Raw genomic sequence first — 17,230 nt, 5'->3', positions numbered from 1 at the left:
GGTCAGCGGTAGGTGGCGCGGGTCCGCACCCGGCCCATCACCAGCAGCACCAGCAGGGTGCTGACCATGAGCACGACCGCCAGCGCGGCCCCTTCGAAGAGCGAGCCCCGGTTGGTGGCCCCGTAGATCTGCACGGGCAACGGCATCCAGTCGGGCGGGTAGAGCATCATCGTGGCGCTCAACTCCCCCATGGACAGGGCGAAGCAGAGCCCCGCGGCGGCGGTGAGGGACGGCAGCAGCAGCGGGAGGCGGACCCGCCACAGCACGTACGCCGGCCGTGCTCCCAGGCTCGCCGCGCTCTGCTCGTACGCCGGATCGAGCCGTGCCAGCGCCGCGCCGACCGACTGGTAGGCGAACGCGGTGACCAGGACGGTGTGCGCGAGGATGACGATCTTCGCGGTGCCGTTGAGGAGGAACGGCGGCTGGGAGAAGGCGACGAGCAGCGAGAGCCCGACCACCACCGACGGCACGGCGACCGGCAGCACGAACAGCGCGTCGATCACCTTGCGCGTGCCCCCGCGCAGCTTCTCGGCGGCCAGCGCGGCCCACCCCCCGACCAGGAGCGCGAGCACGCTGGCGCACAGGGCCGTCAGCAGGCTGGTGGTGAGCGCGTGCAGGGAGTCCCCGCCGCCGACGGCGCGGTAGTGCGCGAACGTCGGGTGCGAGGGGAACGCCCCGCTCCAGTTGGTCGCGAACGACGCCATCACGATGACCAGGAACGGCAGCGCGAACAGCGGCAGGAACAGCACGAAGAAGACCACCCAGGCCGCGATCCGGCCCGCCCGGCTATGCACCAGCACGGCGCGCACCTCCCGTGGTGCGGGCCACCAGGGCCCGGTAGAGCCCGTACAAGGAGACCGACAGCGCCACCGACACCACCGCGACCACGCACGCCCCGGGGTAGTCCCCGTCGAGGATCGCCTTGCTGTAGACGAGCGTCGGCAGCGTGGTGGTGTTCTTGGCGCCGGTGAACAGCACGATCCCGAACTCGTTGAGGCACAGCACCAGGACCAGTCCGCCCCCGGCGGCCAGCGACGGCAGCGCCTCGGGCAGGATCACCTGCCGGACGATCCGCGGCGCCCGCGCGCCCAGCGACGCCGCGGCCTCCAACTGGGCGGTGTCGACCTGCGAGAACGCCGCGAGCAGCGGCCGCATCACGAACGGCGTGAAGTAGGTGACCTCGGCGAGCAGCACGCCCCACGGGGTGTGCAGGAAGTCCACCGGCCCGCTGGACGCACCCGTCGCGTCCGTCCACAGCCCGTTGGCCATGCCGACCGTGCCGTAGACGAAGAGCAGCGCGAGGGTGATCAGGAAGGACGGGAAGGCGAGGAAGACATCGATGAACCGGCTGAGCAGCTTCCCGCCGGGGAACGGCACGAAGGCGATCACCAGGGCGAGCACGAAGCCGAGGACGAGGCAGCCGGCGGTCGAACCGGCCGCGATCCAGACGGTGTTCCACAGTGCCGTGCGGAAGGACTGCTCCTGGAACACCTGCGACCAGGGCCTGGTGGAGTGGCCGCCCGCGTCGGGCGAGAAGGACTGCTTGACCACCAGCGCCAGCGGATAGAGGAAGACCAGGCCGAGCGCGGCCACGGGCGGCACCGCCCACAGCGGGCCCGGTACGCCGCGCCGCCGCACCGGCCGGCCGCCGGTGTCCGCGCGCGGCCCGGCCCCTGCGCGCTCCGCGCTAGCCGACGCCATCGCCGGCACCTCCCGCCGCGGGTGCGGTGCGGCCGTCCGCCGCGCCGGCGGTCAGCCCGCCGGGCAGCAGCACCGCGTCCTGCGGGTCGAAGGCGAGCGCGATCCGCGCGCCGACCGCCGGGGGCTGCCGCAGGTCGCCGACGTCGGCGCGCAGTTCATGGCCGTACGCCTCGACCAGCAGCCGGTGGGTGTGGCCGCGCCACTGCACGCCGGTCACGGTGCCGTGCAGCACGTTGACCTCGCCGGCCGGACCGATCCCGGGGTCCGTGTCGGGGTAGCCGCCCGTGCCGGGGGTGGCGTCGGGGGCGTCTTCGGAGGCCAACTGCCTCAGCACGTGCGGGCGCAGGCACATCGTCGCCTCCGCTCCCGGGGCCGGCCCGGGGACGCCGGGATGTTCCGCCACGCGCAGCGCGGCCGTGCCGAGCCGGAACACGCCGTGGCCCTCCGCGCGGACCCGCAGCAGGTTGGCGCTGCCGACGAAGCCCGCGGTGAAGGCGGTGCGGGGGGTGCGGTAGAGCTCGTGCGGGGTGCCGCAGTCCTGCAGCCGGGCCTGGTCGAGGACGGCGATCCGGTCGGCGAGGGTGAGCGCCTCGATCTGGTCGTGGGTGACGTAGAGGATCGACACGTCCGGCAACTCGCGGTGCAGCCGGGCCAGTTCGGCGAGCATGCCCGAGCGCAGTTGGGCGTCGAGCGCGGACAGCGGCTCGTCCAGCAGCAGCACGCCGGGCCGGATGGCCAGCGCGCGGGCGATCGCGACCCGCTGCTGCTGGCCGCCGGACAGCTCGCGCGGGTAGCGACGGGCGTAGTCGGCCATGCCGGTCATCTCCAGCGCGGCCGCGACCCGCGGGCCGACCTCGGCGCGCGGGGTGCGGTTGGCCCGCAGCCCGAAGGCGACGTTCTGCTCGACCCGCAGGTGCGGGAAGAGGGCGTACTGCTGGACCACCATGCCGATGCCGCGCTTGTACGGGGGCAGGCCGGTGACGTCCCGGCCGCCGATCAGCACCCGTCCGGCGGCCGGGGTGACGAACCCGGCCACCGCCCGCAGCGCCGTGGTCTTGCCGGAACCGGACGGGCCGAGCAGGGCCATCACCTCGCCGGGCTCGACGGTCAGGTCGAGCGCGTCCAGGACGGTGGTGGCGCCGTAGGAGACGGTGACGTGGTCGAAGCGGATCCCTGAGGCGGAGCCGGGAGCGGGCGCGGAGCCGGGAGCGGGCGCGGAGCCCTTTCCGGCGTCGGGGCCGGTGGGCGTGCCCGGGGTCGCGGCCGGGTCGTCGGAGGTGGCGCTGCCCGTGCGGGTCATGTCACAACCCTCCGAGCAGTGCGGGGAGTTCACCGACCGAGCCCAGGACGTGGGTGGCGCCCGCCGCCCGCAGCCGCGTCCCGTCGTGCGCGCCGGAGGTGACCCCGGCCACGACGGCCGCGCCGGCCCGTATGCCGCTGAGCATGTCGTATGCCGTGTCGCCGGCGACCGCGACGTGCCGGACCGACTCGGTGCCGGTGCGCAGCAGCGCGGTGAGCACCAGGTCGGGGTGGGGGCGGCCGCGGCCGGCGTCGGCCGGGCACAGGGTGAGGTCGGCGATGCCGTGCCAGCCCAGGGCGTCGAGGATGGCGTCCTGCGTGGTGCGGGCGAACCCGGTGGTCAGGACGACTGTGCGGCCCTGCTCGCGCAGCGCGCCGATCGCGTCCTCGGCGCCGGGCAGCGGCGCGCACTCCCCGGTGTCGACCAGGTCGGCGTAGGCGCGTTCGAAGGCGGCGTTGGCGCGCTGGGCGGCTTCCTCCGTGGCGAACAGGGCCCGGAACACGCTGATCTTGGACTCGCCCATGGTGGCGCGGACGTGGTCGAGTTGAGCGGCGTGCTCGGCGCTGCCCGGCTCGACGCCGAGTTCCTCGGCCGCCCGGGAGAAGGCCCGCTCGACCAGCCCGCCGTCGGCGACGGTGGTGCCGGCCATGTCGAGCACCACCAGGGTGGGCGAGGGCGCGGAAGGGGTGGGGGTCGGGGCGGAGGTCATGGTGGTCACCAGCCGATCCGGTTCGCGGTGGTCTCGCCGATCGCGGGCGAGCAGGTCATGCCGCGCCCGCCGGGCCCGGTGACCAGCCACACCCCGTCGAGCACTTGCTCGCGGTGCACGACCTCGGCGCTGTCGGCGGTCTGCGCGTACACCCCGGCCCAGCGGCGCCGGATGGGGGGCAGCGGGCGGCCGAGCAGTTCCGCCGCCCGCTCGCGCAGGTGCTCGTAGGGGTCCTCGGTCACGTCGAAGGCGAACGCCTCGTCGTACTCGTGGGTGTCACCGATGGTCAGGCCGCCGTCGAGGCGCTGGACCAGCAGGAGTTGCATCCGGTGCGCGAGCGCGACCGGCGGCTGCGGTTCGCCGGAGCGCAGTGCCTCCAGGGCGGGGCCGGTGTAGGCCGGGTAGTAGCGGAAGCTGTCGCCGTCGGCGACGGTGGTGGTCAACTCCTCGTCCAGCGGCGCGGTCTGCGCCATCTGCAACCGGACCCGGCGCACCGGCAGTTCGGGGGCCAGCTCCCTGACCAGCCCGCCCAGCCAGGCACCGGTCGCCAGCACCACGCTGTCCGAGCGGTACACCGTGCCGTGGTCGTCGCGGACCGAGCCGGTCGCCACGTCGCGGACCTCACGGCCGGGCACGAAGGTGTAGCGGCCGGTCGCCGCCAGGTACGCGCGCAGCGCGGGCAGCGCGGTGCGCGGCTCGACGGCGGCGTCCTTCTCGCACAGCAGCGCGCCGAGGAAGTCGCCGCGCAGCGCCGGGTTGTGGGCGCGCACCTCGTCCCGTTCCAGCCAGCGGTAGCCGCGCACGCCGGCGTCCGTCCGGCCCAGCACGTCCTGCGCGACCGCCTGCTCGGCGGGCGTGCGCAGCACCGTCAGCGAGCCGTTCGCCCGGAACCCGGCGCCCGGCACCTTCGCGCCGATCGCCTCCCACAGCTCCCGGGCCCGCAGCGCCGTCTCCAGCTCCGCGCCCGAGGACCTCCCGCCGACCCACACCAGGCCGAAGTTCCGGACGGAGGCGCCGCGTGCCTCGCGTTCCCGTTCCAGTTGGACGACCTCGTGGCCGCGTTCGATTGCGTGCCAGGCATGCATCGTGCCCAGCACTCCGGCTCCTACGACTGTGACTCTCACGGCCCCGACGTTCGCGACCCCAGGTGGCCCCTGCCCAACGGAATGCGGTCCCTTGCGTGAACACGCCTCCAAGCTTGGACTAGACCCGTTATTCTTCCGTGACCAAACACCGCCGCGGCCCGCCGGAACGGGCCGTCATCCGCCCAGGTGCACGGTGAAGCTGAACCGGTCCCCCCGGTAGAGCGACCGCACCCGCTCCAGCGGCATCCCCGTACGGTCCTTGCTCGACCGGTGCAGCAGCAGCATCGGCAGCGCCGGCGGCGTCCCGATCAGCAGCGCCTCCCGCGGGGTGGCCAGCACCGTCTCGATCCGCTCGTCCACCACCGTCGGCTCCATCCCCATCCGCTCGCGGAGGAAGGCGTAGAACGACGTGTCCGGCGCGAAGTCCCGGTCCAGCCGGGGGATCCGGGCCCAGGACAGGTACGTGCTCTCCAGGCCGACCCGTTCCTCGTCGGCCAGCAGCACCCGCTCCATGTGCCAGACCGGGTCGCCCGTCTCCAGCCGCAGCTCGGCGGCGAGCGCGGGGTCCGCCTCCAGCCGCTCCAGGCCGATCAGGTTGCGCCCGGGCACCCGGCCTTGGCGCCGCACGCCCTCGGTGTAGCTCGCCGTGGACAGCGGCTGCACCAGCTTGGGACCGGCCACGACGGTGCCGCGGCCCTTGCGGCGCACCCGGCCCTGGATGAGCAGCTCGCGCAACGCCTGCCGCACGGTCTCCCGCGCCACCCCGAAGTCCGCCGCCAACTCCCGCTCGGTGGGCAGCAGCCCGCCCTCGCCGAGGTCGTCGAGCATGCCCTCCAGCCGGGTCTTCACCGCGAAGTACTTCGGCACCCGGCCGTGTTCCGGGATGCCCGCGCGGATCGGGGCCCGCGAATCAGCCGCATCACTCATCCCATGATCCTCCCAGACCCGGCTCCCCTCCCCGGCCGTGGCCGGCTCGCGGGCCGTGCGAGAGTGACAGCCATGAGCACTCCCCCACCCCTGCGGGTCGGCCTGGTCGGATACGGTCCGGCCGGCTCGTTCTTCCACGCCCCGCTGATCGCCGCGACCCCCGGCCTCACCCTGGACACGATCGTCACCGGCAGCCCCGAACGCCGCGCCCAGGCCGCCGCCGAACACCCCGGGGCGCGGTTCGCCGACCGCGCGGACGAGCTGTGGGCACGGGCCGGGGAACTCGACCTGGTGGTGCTGGCCTCCCCCAACCGCACCCACGTACCGCTGGCCACCGAGGCGCTGGACGCCGGACTGCCGGTGGTCGTGGACAAGCCGCTGGCCGCGACCGCCGCCGAGGCCCGTGCCCTCGGCGCGCTCGCCGACTCCCGCGGCCTGCTCCTCGGCGTCTTCCAGAACCGCCGCTGGGACGGCGACTTCCGCACCGTGCGCGACCTGATCGCCCGCGGCGAGCTCGGCGAGGTGCGCCGCTTCGAGTCCCGGTTCGAGCGGTGGCGGCCGCAGCTCAAGGGCGGCTGGCGGGAGTCCGGCGACCCGGCGGACATCGGAGGTCTGCTCTACGATCTCGGCGCGCACCTGGTCGATCAGGCGCTCACCCTCTTCGGCCCGGCCCGGCAGGTGTACGCCGAGTCGGCCGCCGTGCGCCCGGGTGCGACCGCCGACGACGACGCCTTCATCGCGCTCACCCACACCGGCGGGGTCCGCTCCCACCTGTGGATGAGCGCCGTCACCCCGCGGCTCGGCCCCCGCTTCCGCGTGCTCGGCAGCACCGGCGGGTACGTCGGGCACGGCCTCGACCCGCAGGAGGCCGCCCTGCGCGCGGGGCGCCGCCCGGGCGACGGCACCCCCTGGGGCGAGGCCCCGCCCACCGACTGGGGCACCGCCGGCACGGACGACGGTCCCGCGGCCCCGGTGCCGACCCTTCCGGGGGACTACCCCGCGTTCTACGCCGGCGTCGAGGCGGCGCTCCGCTCGGGTACGGCGGCTCCCGTCACCGCGGGCGAGGCCGCGGCCGCGCTCGACGTCATCGAGGCGGCCCACCGCTCCGCGGCCACCGGAGAGACGGTCCGCCTCGGCTGACCCGCCCGGCTGCCCCGTCCTGGTGCGACGGGACCTTGCGGTTCGCCGTGGCCCGGACCCCCGGGCTGCCCCGTCCTGCCGGTCCAGGGGCCACCGGCCGGTGGCCGGTTGCTCGGGCAGTTCTCCCCCAGCCTGGCGGCTGGGTGGGGATGCCCCCGGCGAAGCCAGGGGGAGTGCCCCCACGCGCCCCCTGGTGGTGACCCCTTCTTTCGCGAAGGGAGCCGCACACGCCAGGCGTTGGTGACCCTCTTTTCGCGGAGGAGCCGCACCTACCGGGGGCGCGGGGAACTGCGCGGCCAACCACCCACCCACCGCAAGGTCCCGTAGCAAGAGGGCGGAGCACCCCGGGGGGTCAGGGCGCGGCCCTACGCCTGCTTGAACTCCTGGCGCTGGGTGCCGAGTCCCTCGATGCTCAACTCGACCACGTCGCCGGCCTTGAGGTACGGCTTGGGATCGGGCTGGCCCAGGGCCACTCCGGCAGGAGTCCCCGTGTTGATCACGTCACCCGGGTAGAGCGTCATGAACTGGCTGAGGTAGCGCACCACCTCGGCGACGGGGAAGATCTGGCTCGCGGTCGAACCGTCCTGCTTCAGCTCGCCGTTGACCCACAGCTTCAGCGGCAGCGCCTGCGGGTCGGGCACCTCGTCCGCGGTGACCAGCCAGGGGCCGAGCGGGTTGAAGGTCTCGCAGTTCTTGCCCTTGTCCCACTGCCCGCCGCGCTCGATCTGGAACTCCCGCTCGGACACGTCGTGCGCCACCGCGTACCCCGCGACGGCCGCCATCGCCTCCTCGTGGGAAGCCGCGTAGCGCAGCGTACGTCCGATGACCACCGCCAACTCCACCTCCCAGTCGGTCTTCTCGCTGCCGCGCGGCACCAGCACGGTGTCGTGGGGGCCGACCACCGTGTCCGGCGCCTTCATGAACACCACCGGCTCGGCGGGCGGTTGCGCACCGGTCTCCGCGGCGTGGTCGTGGTAGTTCAGCCCGATGCAGACGATCTTGCCGATGCCCGCCAGCGGCGGGCCGACCCGCAGCGCCGGGTCCAGCGCCGGCAGCGTGCCCTCGGCCTCGGCGGCGGCGATCCGGGCGAGCGCGGCCGGATCCGCGAGCAGCGCCCCGTCGATCTCGGGCACGATCCCGCCGAGATCGCGCACGGTGCCTTCGCGGTCCAGCAGGGCGGGGCGCTCCGCCCCGGCGGGTCCGACACGCAACAGCTTCACAGGTGCACTCCAGACATGTGGCAGGGCAGATCATCGGATGTCTTCCCCCCGCATACTCCCTTCGGGGAACCTGACCCGTCAACGCCGCGGGTGGTCGGCCCCTGACCCGCCCGGCGCGAGCAACCCACCACCGACAGGTGGTCCCTCGACCGGCAGGACGGGGCACCCCGGGGGGTCAGGCGCCCGCGACATGCGTGATCGCGTAGATGAGCAACCCCGCCATCGCGCCCACGACGGTCCCGTTGATCCGGATGAACTGGAGGTCCCGGCCCACGTGCGCCTCGATCTTCCGCGAGGTCTGCTCCGCGTCCCACCCGGCGACGGTCTCACTGATCAGCGAGGTGATCTCGTCGCGGTAGGTGGTGACCAGATACGTCGCCGCGTCCTCCAGCCAGCCGTCGACCTTCGCCTGGAGGCGCGCATCGGTGCCCAGGCGGGCCCCGAGGGAGATCAGCGAGGCCCGCGCCCGCTGCCGCAGCTCGCTGCGCTCGTCGTCGGCGGCGGCCACCACCATCGCCCGCACCGAGCCCCACGCGGAGGCGATCAGATCCTGCACCTCGCTGCGCGCCAGCAGGTCCTTCTTCAGCCGCTCCACCCGGGCCCGGGTGTCGGGGTCGGACTGGAGCTCGGCCGCGAAGTCCCCGAGGAAGCGGTCCACGGCGCCGCGCGCCGGGTGCCCCGGGGAGTCCCGCATCTCGGTGACGAACCGCAGCAGCTCCTTGTAGACGCGCTCGCCGATCCTGCGGTCCACGAACCGCGGCGTCCACCCGGGCGCGCCGCCCTGCACGGCCACCATCACCGAGTCGCCGTGGAGCACCAGCCAGTCGTGGGCGCGCACGCAGACGAGGTCGACCAGCCGCCGGTGGCCGCCGTCGGCCACCACCCGCTCCAGCAGCTTGCCCAGGCCCGGCCCGATCTCCTGGTCCTCCGCCCGCCGGGTGATCGCCTCGCCGACGACCGCTTGCACGTCGGAGTCGCGCAGCACCCGCAGCGCGCCGCGCAGTGCCGCCGCCGCCTGCTCGGTGACCTTGTCGGCGTTGGCGGGTTCGGCCAGCCAGCCGCCCAGCCGCGACCCGATGCCGACCTTGCGCAGCCGGGTGCGGACCACGGCCGCGGACAGGAAGTTCTCCCCGACGAAGTCACCGAGGCTCGCGCCCAGCGCGTCCTTCTTCGTCGGGATGATCGCGGTGTGCGGGATCGGCAGGCCCAGCGGGCGGCGGAACAGCGCGGTCACCGCGAACCAGTCCGCCAGCGCGCCCACCATGCCCGCCTCGGCGGCCGCCGACACGTAACCCGCCCAACCGCCCGCGCCCTCGGCGGCCGCCCACTTCGCCAGGCCGTACACCAGGGTCGCGGCCAGCAGGAACCCGGTCGCGATCAGCTTCATCCGGCGCACGCCGGCCATCCGCGCCTCGTCCGGGTCGGCGCCGCCCGGTCCCTTACCCGGTCCCGTGCCCGGGCGCGGGCGCGCCACCGCGTCCGCGCCGCTCGCGTCGTCGTCCACTCGCCCCGTATCCATCGGCTCCACCCGCGTATTCTCACCGCCATTGCCAGTCTGGCAACGTACGACAGGTCCCCGGCGCCTCCCGCGAGCCCCCGGCGACCTTCCGCAGACCCCAGGAGAACACCGCAATGACAGCGCAGCACACCGCAGGCGGGCTGCCCGGATACGCCGAGCACTTCGAGGAGCCCGAGGGCTACCTCGACTTCGCCCGCTACGGCCCCCCGTCCCGCCAGGTGGTCGACGCCACCGGCGACGCGCTGGCCCGGTCCGCCCGCGCCGACCGGCACACCGTCGACGACCTCATGCTGGCGGAGCAGCGCGCCCGGCAGACCGCGGCGCGGCTGGCCGGCACCGACGCCGCGCACACGGTCCTGCTGCCCAACGCCTCCACCGGCATGTTCCACGCCGCCTTCGGGCTGCCCGGCGGCGCCGTGCTGGTGCCGGCCGGCGACTTCCCCGCGAACCACTACCCGTGGCGGCGGTCGGCCGGTCTCGGCCGGGCCGTGCCGCGCTGGCTGGCGGCGGCCCCGGACGGGCGGGTCACCCCGGACGCGGTACGGGCCGCGCTGACCGACGACGTCGTCGCGGTGTCGGTCAGCGCGGTGGACTTCAGGACCGGGTACCGCGCGGACCTCGCCGCGCTGCGCGAGGTGATCGGCCCGGACCGGCTGCTGATCGTCGACGCCATCCAGGGGTTCGGCATCGCCGACCTGCCCTGGCAGGCGGCCGATGTCGTCGTCACCGGCGGGCAGAAGTGGCTGCGCGCGAGCTGGTCCACCGGGTTCGCCACCCTCTCCGATCGCGCGCTGGAGCGCCTCGAACCCACCCTCACCGGCTGGACCGGCGTCGACGAGGTCGGCCTCTTCGACGACCGCGAGCACCCGCCGGCCGGCGGGGCCCGGCGCTGGAGCATCACCAACCTCAGCCCGGTGGCCGCCGCCGGGCTCGACGCTGCGCTCACCCTCGTGGAGAAGGTCGGGGTGGCCGCGATCGAGGCGCACGTCTCGGCGCGCCTCGACGAGCTCACGGAGGTGCTGCGGCGGTACGGGGCCCGGATCCTGTCTCCGACGGATCCCGCGGAGCGTGCGGGCATCCTCTCCTTCGAGATCCCCGGCACCGATCCCTCGGACGTGGCCGCGGCGCTTCACGAGAACGGGGTGGCCCCGACCGTCCGTACGGACTCCCTACGGTTCTCGGCGCATGGGTCCACCACCGCGGCGGCCGTCGAACGCGTCGACGCCGCGCTCAGGGTGCCCTGACCCTCCGGGGTGCCCCGTCCTGCCGGTTGAGGGACCTTGCGGTCCGGCTGTGGTTGCTCGCGCAGTTCCCCGCGCCCCTGGGTTTGTGCGGGTTCTTCCGCGAAAAGAATCACCCACCCACCGCAAGGTCCCGCAACTCACAGCACGGGGCACCCTGGAGGGTCCGCTCGGCTAGGACGCCCCGTACATACGGGCGATGACCTCCTCGATCGCGGGCTCGCGAATGGAAAGGTCCACCAGCGGATGCTTGGCAGCAAGCTCCGCGACGAGCGGCGCCGCACTGGCCCCCGCAGGAAACGCGAAGGACTGCCGGGGCCCGTCGGCCGACACCAGCCGCGCCCCCGGCAGCTCCACCGGAGGAAGCTCGCGGGCGAAGTCTGCCACGAGGGTGCGCTCGCTCTCGCCCGTGTCGTGCAGCCCCCCGAGCCCGCCGTCGTACATCACCCGGCCGTGGTCGATCACCATCACCCGGCGGCACAGGCTCTCGATGTCGGTGAGGTCGTGCGTGGTGAGCAGGATGGTGGTGCCGCGTTCGGCGTTGAAGTCGCGCAGGAAGCCGCGGACCCGGCTCTTGCTGACCACGTCGAGCCCGATCGTCGGCTCGTCGAGGTACAGCACCTCCGGGTCGTGCAGCAGCGCCGCCGCGATGTCGCCGCGCATCCGCTGACCCAGCGAGAGCTGGCGGACCGGCACCTCCAACAGCGGCCCGAGGTCGAGGAGTTCGACGCAGGCGTCGAGGTTGCGGGTGTAGGCGGCGTCGGGGATGCGGTACATCCGCCGCACCAGCTCGTAGGAGTCGCGCAGCGGCAGGTCCCACCACAGGGTGGTGCGCTGCCCGAAGACGACGCCGATCCGCCGGGCCAGCCGGGTCCGCTCGCGGGCCGGGTCGATCCCGTCGACCCGGATCCGGCCCGCGCTGGGGTTGAGGATGCCGGTGAGCATCTTGATGGTGGTGGACTTGCCGGCGCCGTTCGGCCCGATGTAGCCGACGATCTCGCCGCGCGGCACGCTGAAGGTGATCCCGTCGACGGCGCGTACCTGGTGCCGCTCGCGCCGCATCCACCCGGTCTTGCGGCGCACGTCGAAGACCTTCTCCACGTCCTCCAGCTCGATGACGGGGTCCGGCCCGGCCACCGCTTCCGGCCCGCTCGACGGCCCGTTCAAGTCGTGCATGGCGCTGTCAGCTCCCTGTGCTGCGGTAGGTACGAAGGCCCGCCCGCCAGGCCGCGGCCGCGAGCACGCAGCAGACCGCGGCGACGGCGGGGGAGGCGAAGTCCAGCCAGCCGGGCAGGCCGAGCGGATCGGGCTCGCCCAGGACGCGCAGGGCCGGCAGCCAGTTGACGAAGGCGAGCGGCACCACGAAGGTGACGCCCCGCACCAGGTCCCGGGCGAAGATCCCCGGTGGGTACTGGAGCATCGTCGCGCCGCCGTACGTGACGGAGTTCTGCACCTCGGAGGCGTCCTGCGCCCAGAACTGGAAGGCCCCGCCCACCACGAACACCGTGCTGAAGATCACCCCGCCCGACAGCAGCATCATCGGCACGATCAGCACGTTGACCGTCGTCCAGTGCACGTCCACCCGCGGCAGCGACCAGCCGAACACCAGCACGCCCTGGGTGATCCGGCCGATCCGGCGCAGCGCGAAGCGGTCCGCAGCGACCTGGGCGAGCACCGGGACCGGGCGCAGCAGCAGCGTGTCCAGGGTGCCGTCGCGCACCCGCCGGCCGAGCCGGTCCATGGAGCCCATCACCAGGTCGGCGAGGCCGAAGGAGGTGCTGCACGCGCCGTAGAGGAACGCCACCTCCGGCAGCGTGAAGCCGCCCAGCCGGTGGATGTGCGAGAACATCAGCAGGATCGTGGCGAAGTCCAGGCCGGTGGCCGCGAAGTTGCCCAGCGCGGTCAGCACGAAGGACGTGCGGTACGCCATCGTGGAGCGCACCCACATCCGCACGATCAGCACGTACGCCCGGACCGCCTCGCGGGCGCGCCGGACGGAGGAGTCAGGCCGGTCCCACCCGGGCCCGTATCCGCCGGGCGCTCCGCCCGGCCCGCCCGCGCGCTGCCCCGGCAGCCCCGTCCTGACGCCGCCGCGCGCGTCCGCCCGTGCCTCAGCCACCCTGGACCACCACCCTGCGCGCCGCGGCGGTCTGCAGCAGCCGTCCCAGCGCGAGCAGCACCACCGCCCACCCTGCCTGGAAGGCCAGCGCGAGCAGCGCGTCGCCGCCGCGGTGCCGGCCGAGCAGCACGTCGGCGGGCACCTGGAGCATCGCCGACCACGGCAGCGCCCGCGCGATCTCGCCCATCACGCCGGGGAAGACCGTCAGCGGCAGCAGCATCCCGGAGAAGAACAGCCCGGTCAGCAGCGTGGCCTGGCTCACCCCGGTCCCGTCCAGCAGCCAGAACGCGGTCAGCCCGACCAGGAACCGGATCGCGAAGCTCACCAGACCGCCCAGCAGCACCGACACCGCGAACAGCAGCCAGGTCGCCGCGTCCGCCGGCAGCGTCAGGTCGAAAACGAGCGCCCCGCACGCCAGCGGCACCACTCCGCGCCCCAGCAGTTGGAACCCCATCCGCCCCAGGTCCGCCGACAGCCACCACGCCTGGAGGTCCGCCGGCCGGTACAGGTCCACCGCGATGTCGCCGGACCTGATCCGTTCCATCAGCTCGTCCTCGAAGCCGCCGCCCATCAGCGCCATCGGCGTCAGCAGCGCCTGCCCCAGCCAGACGTACGTCAGGGCCTGCGGCTCGCTGTAGCCGCCGAGGTGCGGCCGCTGGTGCCACAGCGCGAGATAGCTGTAGCTGATGATCAGCCCGAAGACGCTGTTGGTGAAGACCCCGGCGGCGGTGGCGGTGCGGTAGGTGGCGTAGCGGCGGAAGCCGCGCGTGACCACCGCCCCGTAGAAACCGCCCATCGCGTGTGAACCCCCTCACGTGTCCTGGCACACAAGCCGCCGACCCTAGCGGCCGCCCGACCAGCACTGCCAACGGTTTTTCTCGGCCGAACGAGTGAGCGAACCGCGCCGCCGACCCGTCACAGCCCTGTCACGGAAGTGCCGCACGGATCCGTGGCGGGCAGATGATGCGACAGTGTGGGAGTCGGAGGACTACGTGGGTGTACGGGCGCGTACGTAACGATTGGTCCATGATGTTCCGCCGCAGGCCAACCCTCGCGGCGGCCAAGGAGTCCCTACAGACATGAGTGACGATCCGAACCGGAGTACGGGCGGCCGCCGAAACGGTTCGCCGTCCGAGCAGCAGGGGCTGCGGCAGGAAGGGTGGGCACCCCGCTCCTCGCCGTCCGGCCGACCCCGCCGCACCGGCCTGCGCAGGCTGCTGCCGACCTGGCGACTGGTCCTCGGCGGCACCTTCACCCTGCTGCTGCTCCTGATCGGCGCGTTCTTCGTCGGCTACGCCCTCGTCTCCATCCCGGACGCCAACGCCGCCGCCGTGGCGCAGAACAACGTCTACCTCTACTCCGACGGCAAGACCGAGATCTCCCGCGACGGCGCGGTCAACCGGCAGAACGTCCCCCTCGACGAGGTCGCCAAGACCGCCCGGTACGCCACCCTCGCCGCGGAGGACCGCAACTTCTACCACGAGTCCGCGGTCAGCCCGAAGTCCATGGTGCGCGCCGCCTGGAACACCGCCACCGGCAAGGGCAAGCAGTCCGGCTCGACCATCACCCAGCAGTACGTCAAGAACTACTACCTGACGCAGAGCCAGACCGCCTCCCGCAAGGTCAAGGAGTTCTTCATCGCGATCAAGCTGGATCGCAACGAGACGAAGGACCAGATCCTCGAGGGCTACCTCAACACCAGCTACTACGGCCGCAACGCCTACGGCGTCGAGGCCGCCTCCGAGGCGTACTTCAGCGAGAACGCCGCCGACCTCACCACCGCCCAGGGCGCCTACCTCGCCACGCTGCTCAACGCGCCCAGCGAGTACGACCTGTCCGCGCACCCGGAGAACGCCCCCGCGGCCAAGGCCCGTTGGAACTACGTCCTGGACGGCATGGTCAAGGAGCACTGGCTCACCCCGGCGCAGCGCGCCGCCACCGCCTTCCCGAAGATCGGCAAGCCCAAGCCGGTGGCCAGCAAGGCCGGCCAGCGCGGCTACATCATCGAGGCGGTCAACCAGTACCTCACCGACCACCACATCGTGGACGCCGACGCCCTCAGCCGCGGCGGCTACCGCATCGTCACCACCATCCAGAAGCCCAAGGAGGACGCCTTCGTCAAGGCGGCCCAGGACGACGTCTACGACAAGCTCGGAAAAGCCAAGCAGGACAAGTACGTCCGGGCCGGCGGCGCCTCCATCGACCCCGCCACCGGGGACGTCGTCGCGCTCTACGGCGGCATCGACTACACCAAGCAGTACGTCAGCAGCGCCACCAACCGGACCTACCAGCCCGGCTCCACCTTCAAGCCGGTGATCTTCACCTCGGCCCTGCAGGACGACTCCACCACCCAGGACGGCCGGACCATCACCCCCACGACCATCTACAACGGCGACAGCGGCCGCGAGGTGCAGGGCAAGGACGGCCCGGTCGGCTACCACCCGGCCAACGAGGACGACCGCGACTTCGGCGACGTCACCGTCACCCACGCGATGGACCAGTCCGTCAACGCCGTCTTCGCGCAGATGGCACAGGACGTCGGCACGAAGAAGGTCATCGACACCGCGCACGACCTGGGCATCCCCGACGCCGTCGACATCCCCGAGACCCCGGCCATGGCGCTCGGCGCCTTCGGCAGCGACCAGGCCAACCCCAACAGCGCCAGCCCGCTGGACATGGCCCAGGCCTACGCGACCCTCGCCAACCACGGCAAGGAGATCCCCTACACGATCGTCGCCAAGGTCACCAAGGACGGCAACGACCTCAAGCTGCCCGACCGCAACCCGCAGCAGTCCGTGCCGCGCAGCGCCGCCGACACCACCACCGCGATGCTCAAGAGCGTGGTCGACTCCCCCACCGGCACCGCCGCCGCGGCCCGCAACTCCGGCTGGCCCGCCGCCGCGAAGACCGGTACCGCCGAGAACGACAAGGCCGCCTGGTTCGCCGGCTACACCCCCAAACTCGCCACCGTCGTCGCCCTGTTCGGGATGAACCCGGCCAACGGCGCCCAGGAGAAGCTGAACGGCTCCATGAACATGGCCCGGATCAACGGCGGCGGCCCGCCCGGCGACGTCTGGGCCGACTACACCGCCGCCGCGCTCGACGGCCAGCCGGTCACCGGCTTCCACCTCGATCTCCAGAAGGGCTCCCAGACCGTCGCGCCGAGCACCGGCGAGCCGACCACGCCCGACAGCGGCACCAGCACCCCGCCGACCACCGGCACCACCCCGCCCACCTCGCAGCCGCCGACCACCGCCACGACCCCGCCGACCACCGAGCCGACCGGGCCGGGCACGCCGAGCGGACCGCCCACCGACACCACGCCGCCCAGCGAACCCGCGCAGCCGCCCGGCGGCGGCGACCCGACCGACACCGCCGTCCCGCAGGACGGCGAGCAGAGCTCCCAGCGGGGCACCAGCGGCCAGAGCGGGACGAACGCCTCACAGATCGACGCACCGGCCGCACCGGCCGGAGCCGGCCGGAGCGGCTGAGGCACGACGGGGCGGGGCGGGCAGGGAGGCGGGTTGGGGACGGGCAGGCCCCCGCGGGGGCCAACCGCCCTACAGGTACAGGCCGGTGGAGTCGTCCGAGCCCTCGAGGCGCTCGGCGGCCACCGCGTGCAGATCGCGCTCGCGCATCAGCACGTAGGCCACACCCTGCACCTCCACCTCGGCCCGGTCCTCCGGGTCGTACAGCACGCGGTCGCCGACCTCGACGGTCCGCACGTGCTGGCCGGTCGCGACGACCTCGGCCCAGGCCAGCCGCTTCCCGACGGCCGCGGTCGCCGGGATCAGGATGCCGCCGCCACTGCGGCGCTCGCCCTCACCGCTGTCCTGCCGCACCAGTACGCGGTCGTGCAGCATGCGGATGGGCAGCTTGTCGTGTGCACTCTTCGAACTCACGGCCACGAACCTACCGGCGACGGCGCCACACGGTGAGACCGGCCACCGCGGCCACGACCGCCACGCCGGCCACCGCGACCGGCACGATCCGGTCCATCCGCGGCGCGCCGTCCTCGTCCACGAACTGCGCCCGCGCCCGGCTGACCACGCGGTTCGCCGCGACATAGGCCTGCCCGACGGTGTTGTCCACCGCGGAGACCGCCTTCGCCTTGGTGTCCCGGATGATCGTGACCGGGTGCACCCGGACCGCGATCTCGTCCAGCGTCACCGCGAGGTCCTGCCGCCTGCGGGCGATATCCGCCTCGATCTCAGCGGCCGTCCTGACACCCTCCGACACCGCACTGCCTCCATCGCCTGATTAGGTAGC

16 protein-coding genes are annotated in these 17,230 nt (G+C 73.4%); 3 read left to right on the top strand and 13 right to left on the bottom strand.

Features of this window, described 5'->3' with window-relative positions; translation table 11 throughout:
• Nucleotides 1-2: 2 nt before the first annotated feature.
• From C4U44_RS24530 to C4U44_RS24505, 6 genes are all read right to left on the bottom strand, one after another.
• Nucleotides 3-800 (bottom strand): ABC transporter permease, encoded by a 798-nt coding sequence (locus C4U44_RS24530; protein WP_103888288.1) that lies wholly within the window; start codon nucleotides 798-800, stop codon nucleotides 3-5.
• Complete coding sequence (locus tag C4U44_RS24525; protein ID WP_103888159.1) at nucleotides 787-1,701, bottom strand: 2-aminoethylphosphonate ABC transporter permease subunit; 915 nt, start codon at nucleotides 1,699-1,701, stop codon at nucleotides 787-789. The genes C4U44_RS24530 and C4U44_RS24525 overlap by 14 nt, the downstream gene beginning before the upstream one ends.
• The gene (locus C4U44_RS24520) at nucleotides 1,688-3,001 is read right to left on the bottom strand and encodes an ABC transporter ATP-binding protein (protein ID WP_103888158.1); all 1,314 of its coding nucleotides are present in this window, start codon (nucleotides 2,999-3,001) and stop codon (nucleotides 1,688-1,690) included. The genes C4U44_RS24525 and C4U44_RS24520 overlap by 14 nt, the downstream gene beginning before the upstream one ends.
• 1 nt (nucleotide 3,002) lies before the next feature.
• Complete coding sequence (locus C4U44_RS24515; RefSeq protein ID WP_200823392.1) at nucleotides 3,003-3,710, bottom strand: phosphonatase-like hydrolase; 708 nt, start codon at nucleotides 3,708-3,710, stop codon at nucleotides 3,003-3,005.
• A 5-nt stretch (nucleotides 3,711-3,715) separates the two neighbouring features.
• Nucleotides 3,716-4,834 carry a TIGR03364 family FAD-dependent oxidoreductase gene (locus C4U44_RS24510; RefSeq protein WP_103888156.1) on the bottom strand — a complete coding sequence of 373 codons (1,119 nt, stop codon included), beginning with the start codon at nucleotides 4,832-4,834 and terminating at the stop codon, nucleotides 3,716-3,718.
• A 135-nt stretch (nucleotides 4,835-4,969) separates the two neighbouring features.
• Entirely contained in the window at nucleotides 4,970-5,722 is a 753-nt protein-coding gene (locus C4U44_RS24505; protein WP_103888155.1) for a GntR family transcriptional regulator, read from the bottom strand.
• Between the two features lie 72 nt (nucleotides 5,723-5,794).
• Here C4U44_RS24505 and C4U44_RS24500 point away from each other — a divergent pair, with 72 nt between their 5' ends.
• Nucleotides 5,795-6,862, top strand: a complete 1,068-nt coding sequence (locus C4U44_RS24500; RefSeq protein WP_103888154.1) for a Gfo/Idh/MocA family protein — start codon at nucleotides 5,795-5,797, stop codon at nucleotides 6,860-6,862.
• Nucleotides 6,863-7,227: 365 nt separating this feature from the next.
• Here the strand turns inward: C4U44_RS24500 and C4U44_RS24495 are convergent, their stop codons facing one another.
• Together C4U44_RS24495 and C4U44_RS24490 are read right to left on the bottom strand one after the other, a co-directional pair.
• The gene (locus C4U44_RS24495) at nucleotides 7,228-8,082 is read right to left on the bottom strand and encodes a fumarylacetoacetate hydrolase family protein (RefSeq protein ID WP_103888153.1); all 855 of its coding nucleotides are present in this window, start codon (nucleotides 8,080-8,082) and stop codon (nucleotides 7,228-7,230) included.
• Nucleotides 8,083-8,257: 175 nt separating this feature from the next.
• Complete coding sequence (locus tag C4U44_RS24490; RefSeq protein WP_103888152.1) at nucleotides 8,258-9,601, bottom strand: DUF445 domain-containing protein; 1,344 nt, start codon at nucleotides 9,599-9,601, stop codon at nucleotides 8,258-8,260.
• Nucleotides 9,602-9,714: 113 nt separating this feature from the next.
• Here C4U44_RS24490 and C4U44_RS24485 point away from each other — a divergent pair, with 113 nt between their 5' ends.
• Nucleotides 9,715-10,845 carry an aminotransferase class V-fold PLP-dependent enzyme gene (locus C4U44_RS24485; RefSeq protein ID WP_103888151.1) on the top strand — a complete coding sequence of 377 codons (1,131 nt, stop codon included), beginning with the start codon at nucleotides 9,715-9,717 and terminating at the stop codon, nucleotides 10,843-10,845.
• 171 nt (nucleotides 10,846-11,016) lie between these two features.
• Here C4U44_RS24485 and C4U44_RS24480 read toward each other — a convergent pair whose 3' ends face one another.
• The 3 genes from C4U44_RS24480 to C4U44_RS24470 all read right to left on the bottom strand — a co-directional run bounded on the left by C4U44_RS24480 (nucleotide 11,017) and on the right by C4U44_RS24470 (nucleotide 13,757).
• Entirely contained in the window at nucleotides 11,017-12,018 is a 1,002-nt protein-coding gene (locus tag C4U44_RS24480) for an ABC transporter ATP-binding protein (protein WP_103888150.1), read from the bottom strand.
• Between the two features lie 7 nt (nucleotides 12,019-12,025).
• A complete protein-coding gene (locus C4U44_RS24475) occupies nucleotides 12,026-12,790 on the bottom strand; it encodes an ABC transporter permease (protein WP_103888287.1) in 765 nt (254 codons plus the stop codon).
• 163 nt (nucleotides 12,791-12,953) lie between these two features.
• Nucleotides 12,954-13,757 (bottom strand): ABC transporter permease, encoded by an 804-nt coding sequence (locus C4U44_RS24470; RefSeq protein ID WP_103888149.1) that lies wholly within the window; start codon nucleotides 13,755-13,757, stop codon nucleotides 12,954-12,956.
• Nucleotides 13,758-14,040: 283 nt separating this feature from the next.
• Here C4U44_RS24470 and C4U44_RS24465 point away from each other — a divergent pair, with 283 nt between their 5' ends.
• A complete protein-coding gene (locus C4U44_RS24465) occupies nucleotides 14,041-16,452 on the top strand; it encodes a transglycosylase domain-containing protein (RefSeq protein ID WP_103888148.1) in 2,412 nt (803 codons plus the stop codon).
• Nucleotides 16,453-16,521: 69 nt separating this feature from the next.
• On the opposite strand, the gene C4U44_RS24460 is transcribed toward C4U44_RS24465, so the two are convergent.
• Both C4U44_RS24460 and C4U44_RS24455 read right to left on the bottom strand, forming a co-directional pair.
• Nucleotides 16,522-16,824, bottom strand: coding sequence for a GroES family chaperonin (locus tag C4U44_RS24460; RefSeq protein ID WP_103888286.1), 303 nt, complete (start codon nucleotides 16,822-16,824; stop codon nucleotides 16,522-16,524).
• Between the two features lie 49 nt (nucleotides 16,825-16,873).
• Nucleotides 16,874-17,200: a DUF3618 domain-containing protein gene (locus C4U44_RS24455; RefSeq protein WP_103888147.1), complete on the bottom strand. Its 327-nt coding sequence runs from the start codon at nucleotides 17,198-17,200 to the stop codon at nucleotides 16,874-16,876.
• Between the last annotated feature and the right edge of the window lie 30 nt (nucleotides 17,201-17,230).

Source organism: Actinacidiphila yanglinensis (assembly GCF_900107965.1).
GTDB classification, from domain to species: Bacteria; Actinomycetota; Actinomycetes; order Streptomycetales; family Streptomycetaceae; genus Actinacidiphila; species Actinacidiphila yanglinensis.
The sequence above is the reverse complement of the archived record's forward strand: the minus strand, read 5'-3'. Positions and strand labels throughout refer to the sequence as shown.

Excerpts from the sequence above, each read along its gene's own strand:
- C4U44_RS24505 (WP_103888155.1), bottom strand. The coding sequence starts at position 5,722 with ATGAGTGATGCGGCTGATTCGCGGGCCCCGATCCGCGCGGGCATCCCG.
- C4U44_RS24520 (WP_103888158.1), bottom strand. The coding sequence starts at position 3,001 with ATGACCCGCACGGGCAGCGCCACCTCCGACGACCCGGCCGCGACCCCG.
- C4U44_RS24525 (WP_103888159.1), bottom strand. The coding sequence starts at position 1,701 with ATGGCGTCGGCTAGCGCGGAGCGCGCAGGGGCCGGGCCGCGCGCGGAC.
- C4U44_RS24485 (WP_103888151.1), top strand. The coding sequence starts at position 9,715 with ATGACAGCGCAGCACACCGCAGGCGGGCTGCCCGGATACGCCGAGCAC.
- C4U44_RS24475 (WP_103888287.1), bottom strand. The coding sequence starts at position 12,790 with ATGTGGGTGCGCTCCACGATGGCGTACCGCACGTCCTTCGTGCTGACC.
- C4U44_RS24470 (WP_103888149.1), bottom strand. The coding sequence starts at position 13,757 with ATGGGCGGTTTCTACGGGGCGGTGGTCACGCGCGGCTTCCGCCGCTAC.
- C4U44_RS24500 (WP_103888154.1), top strand. The coding sequence starts at position 5,795 with ATGAGCACTCCCCCACCCCTGCGGGTCGGCCTGGTCGGATACGGTCCG.
- C4U44_RS24465 (WP_103888148.1), top strand. The coding sequence starts at position 14,041 with ATGAGTGACGATCCGAACCGGAGTACGGGCGGCCGCCGAAACGGTTCG.
- C4U44_RS24490 (WP_103888152.1), bottom strand. The coding sequence starts at position 9,601 with ATGGATACGGGGCGAGTGGACGACGACGCGAGCGGCGCGGACGCGGTG.
- C4U44_RS24480 (WP_103888150.1), bottom strand. The coding sequence starts at position 12,018 with ATGCACGACTTGAACGGGCCGTCGAGCGGGCCGGAAGCGGTGGCCGGG.
- C4U44_RS24515 (WP_200823392.1), bottom strand. The coding sequence starts at position 3,710 with ATGACCTCCGCCCCGACCCCCACCCCTTCCGCGCCCTCGCCCACCCTG.
- C4U44_RS24460 (WP_103888286.1), bottom strand. The coding sequence starts at position 16,824 with ATGCTGCACGACCGCGTACTGGTGCGGCAGGACAGCGGTGAGGGCGAG.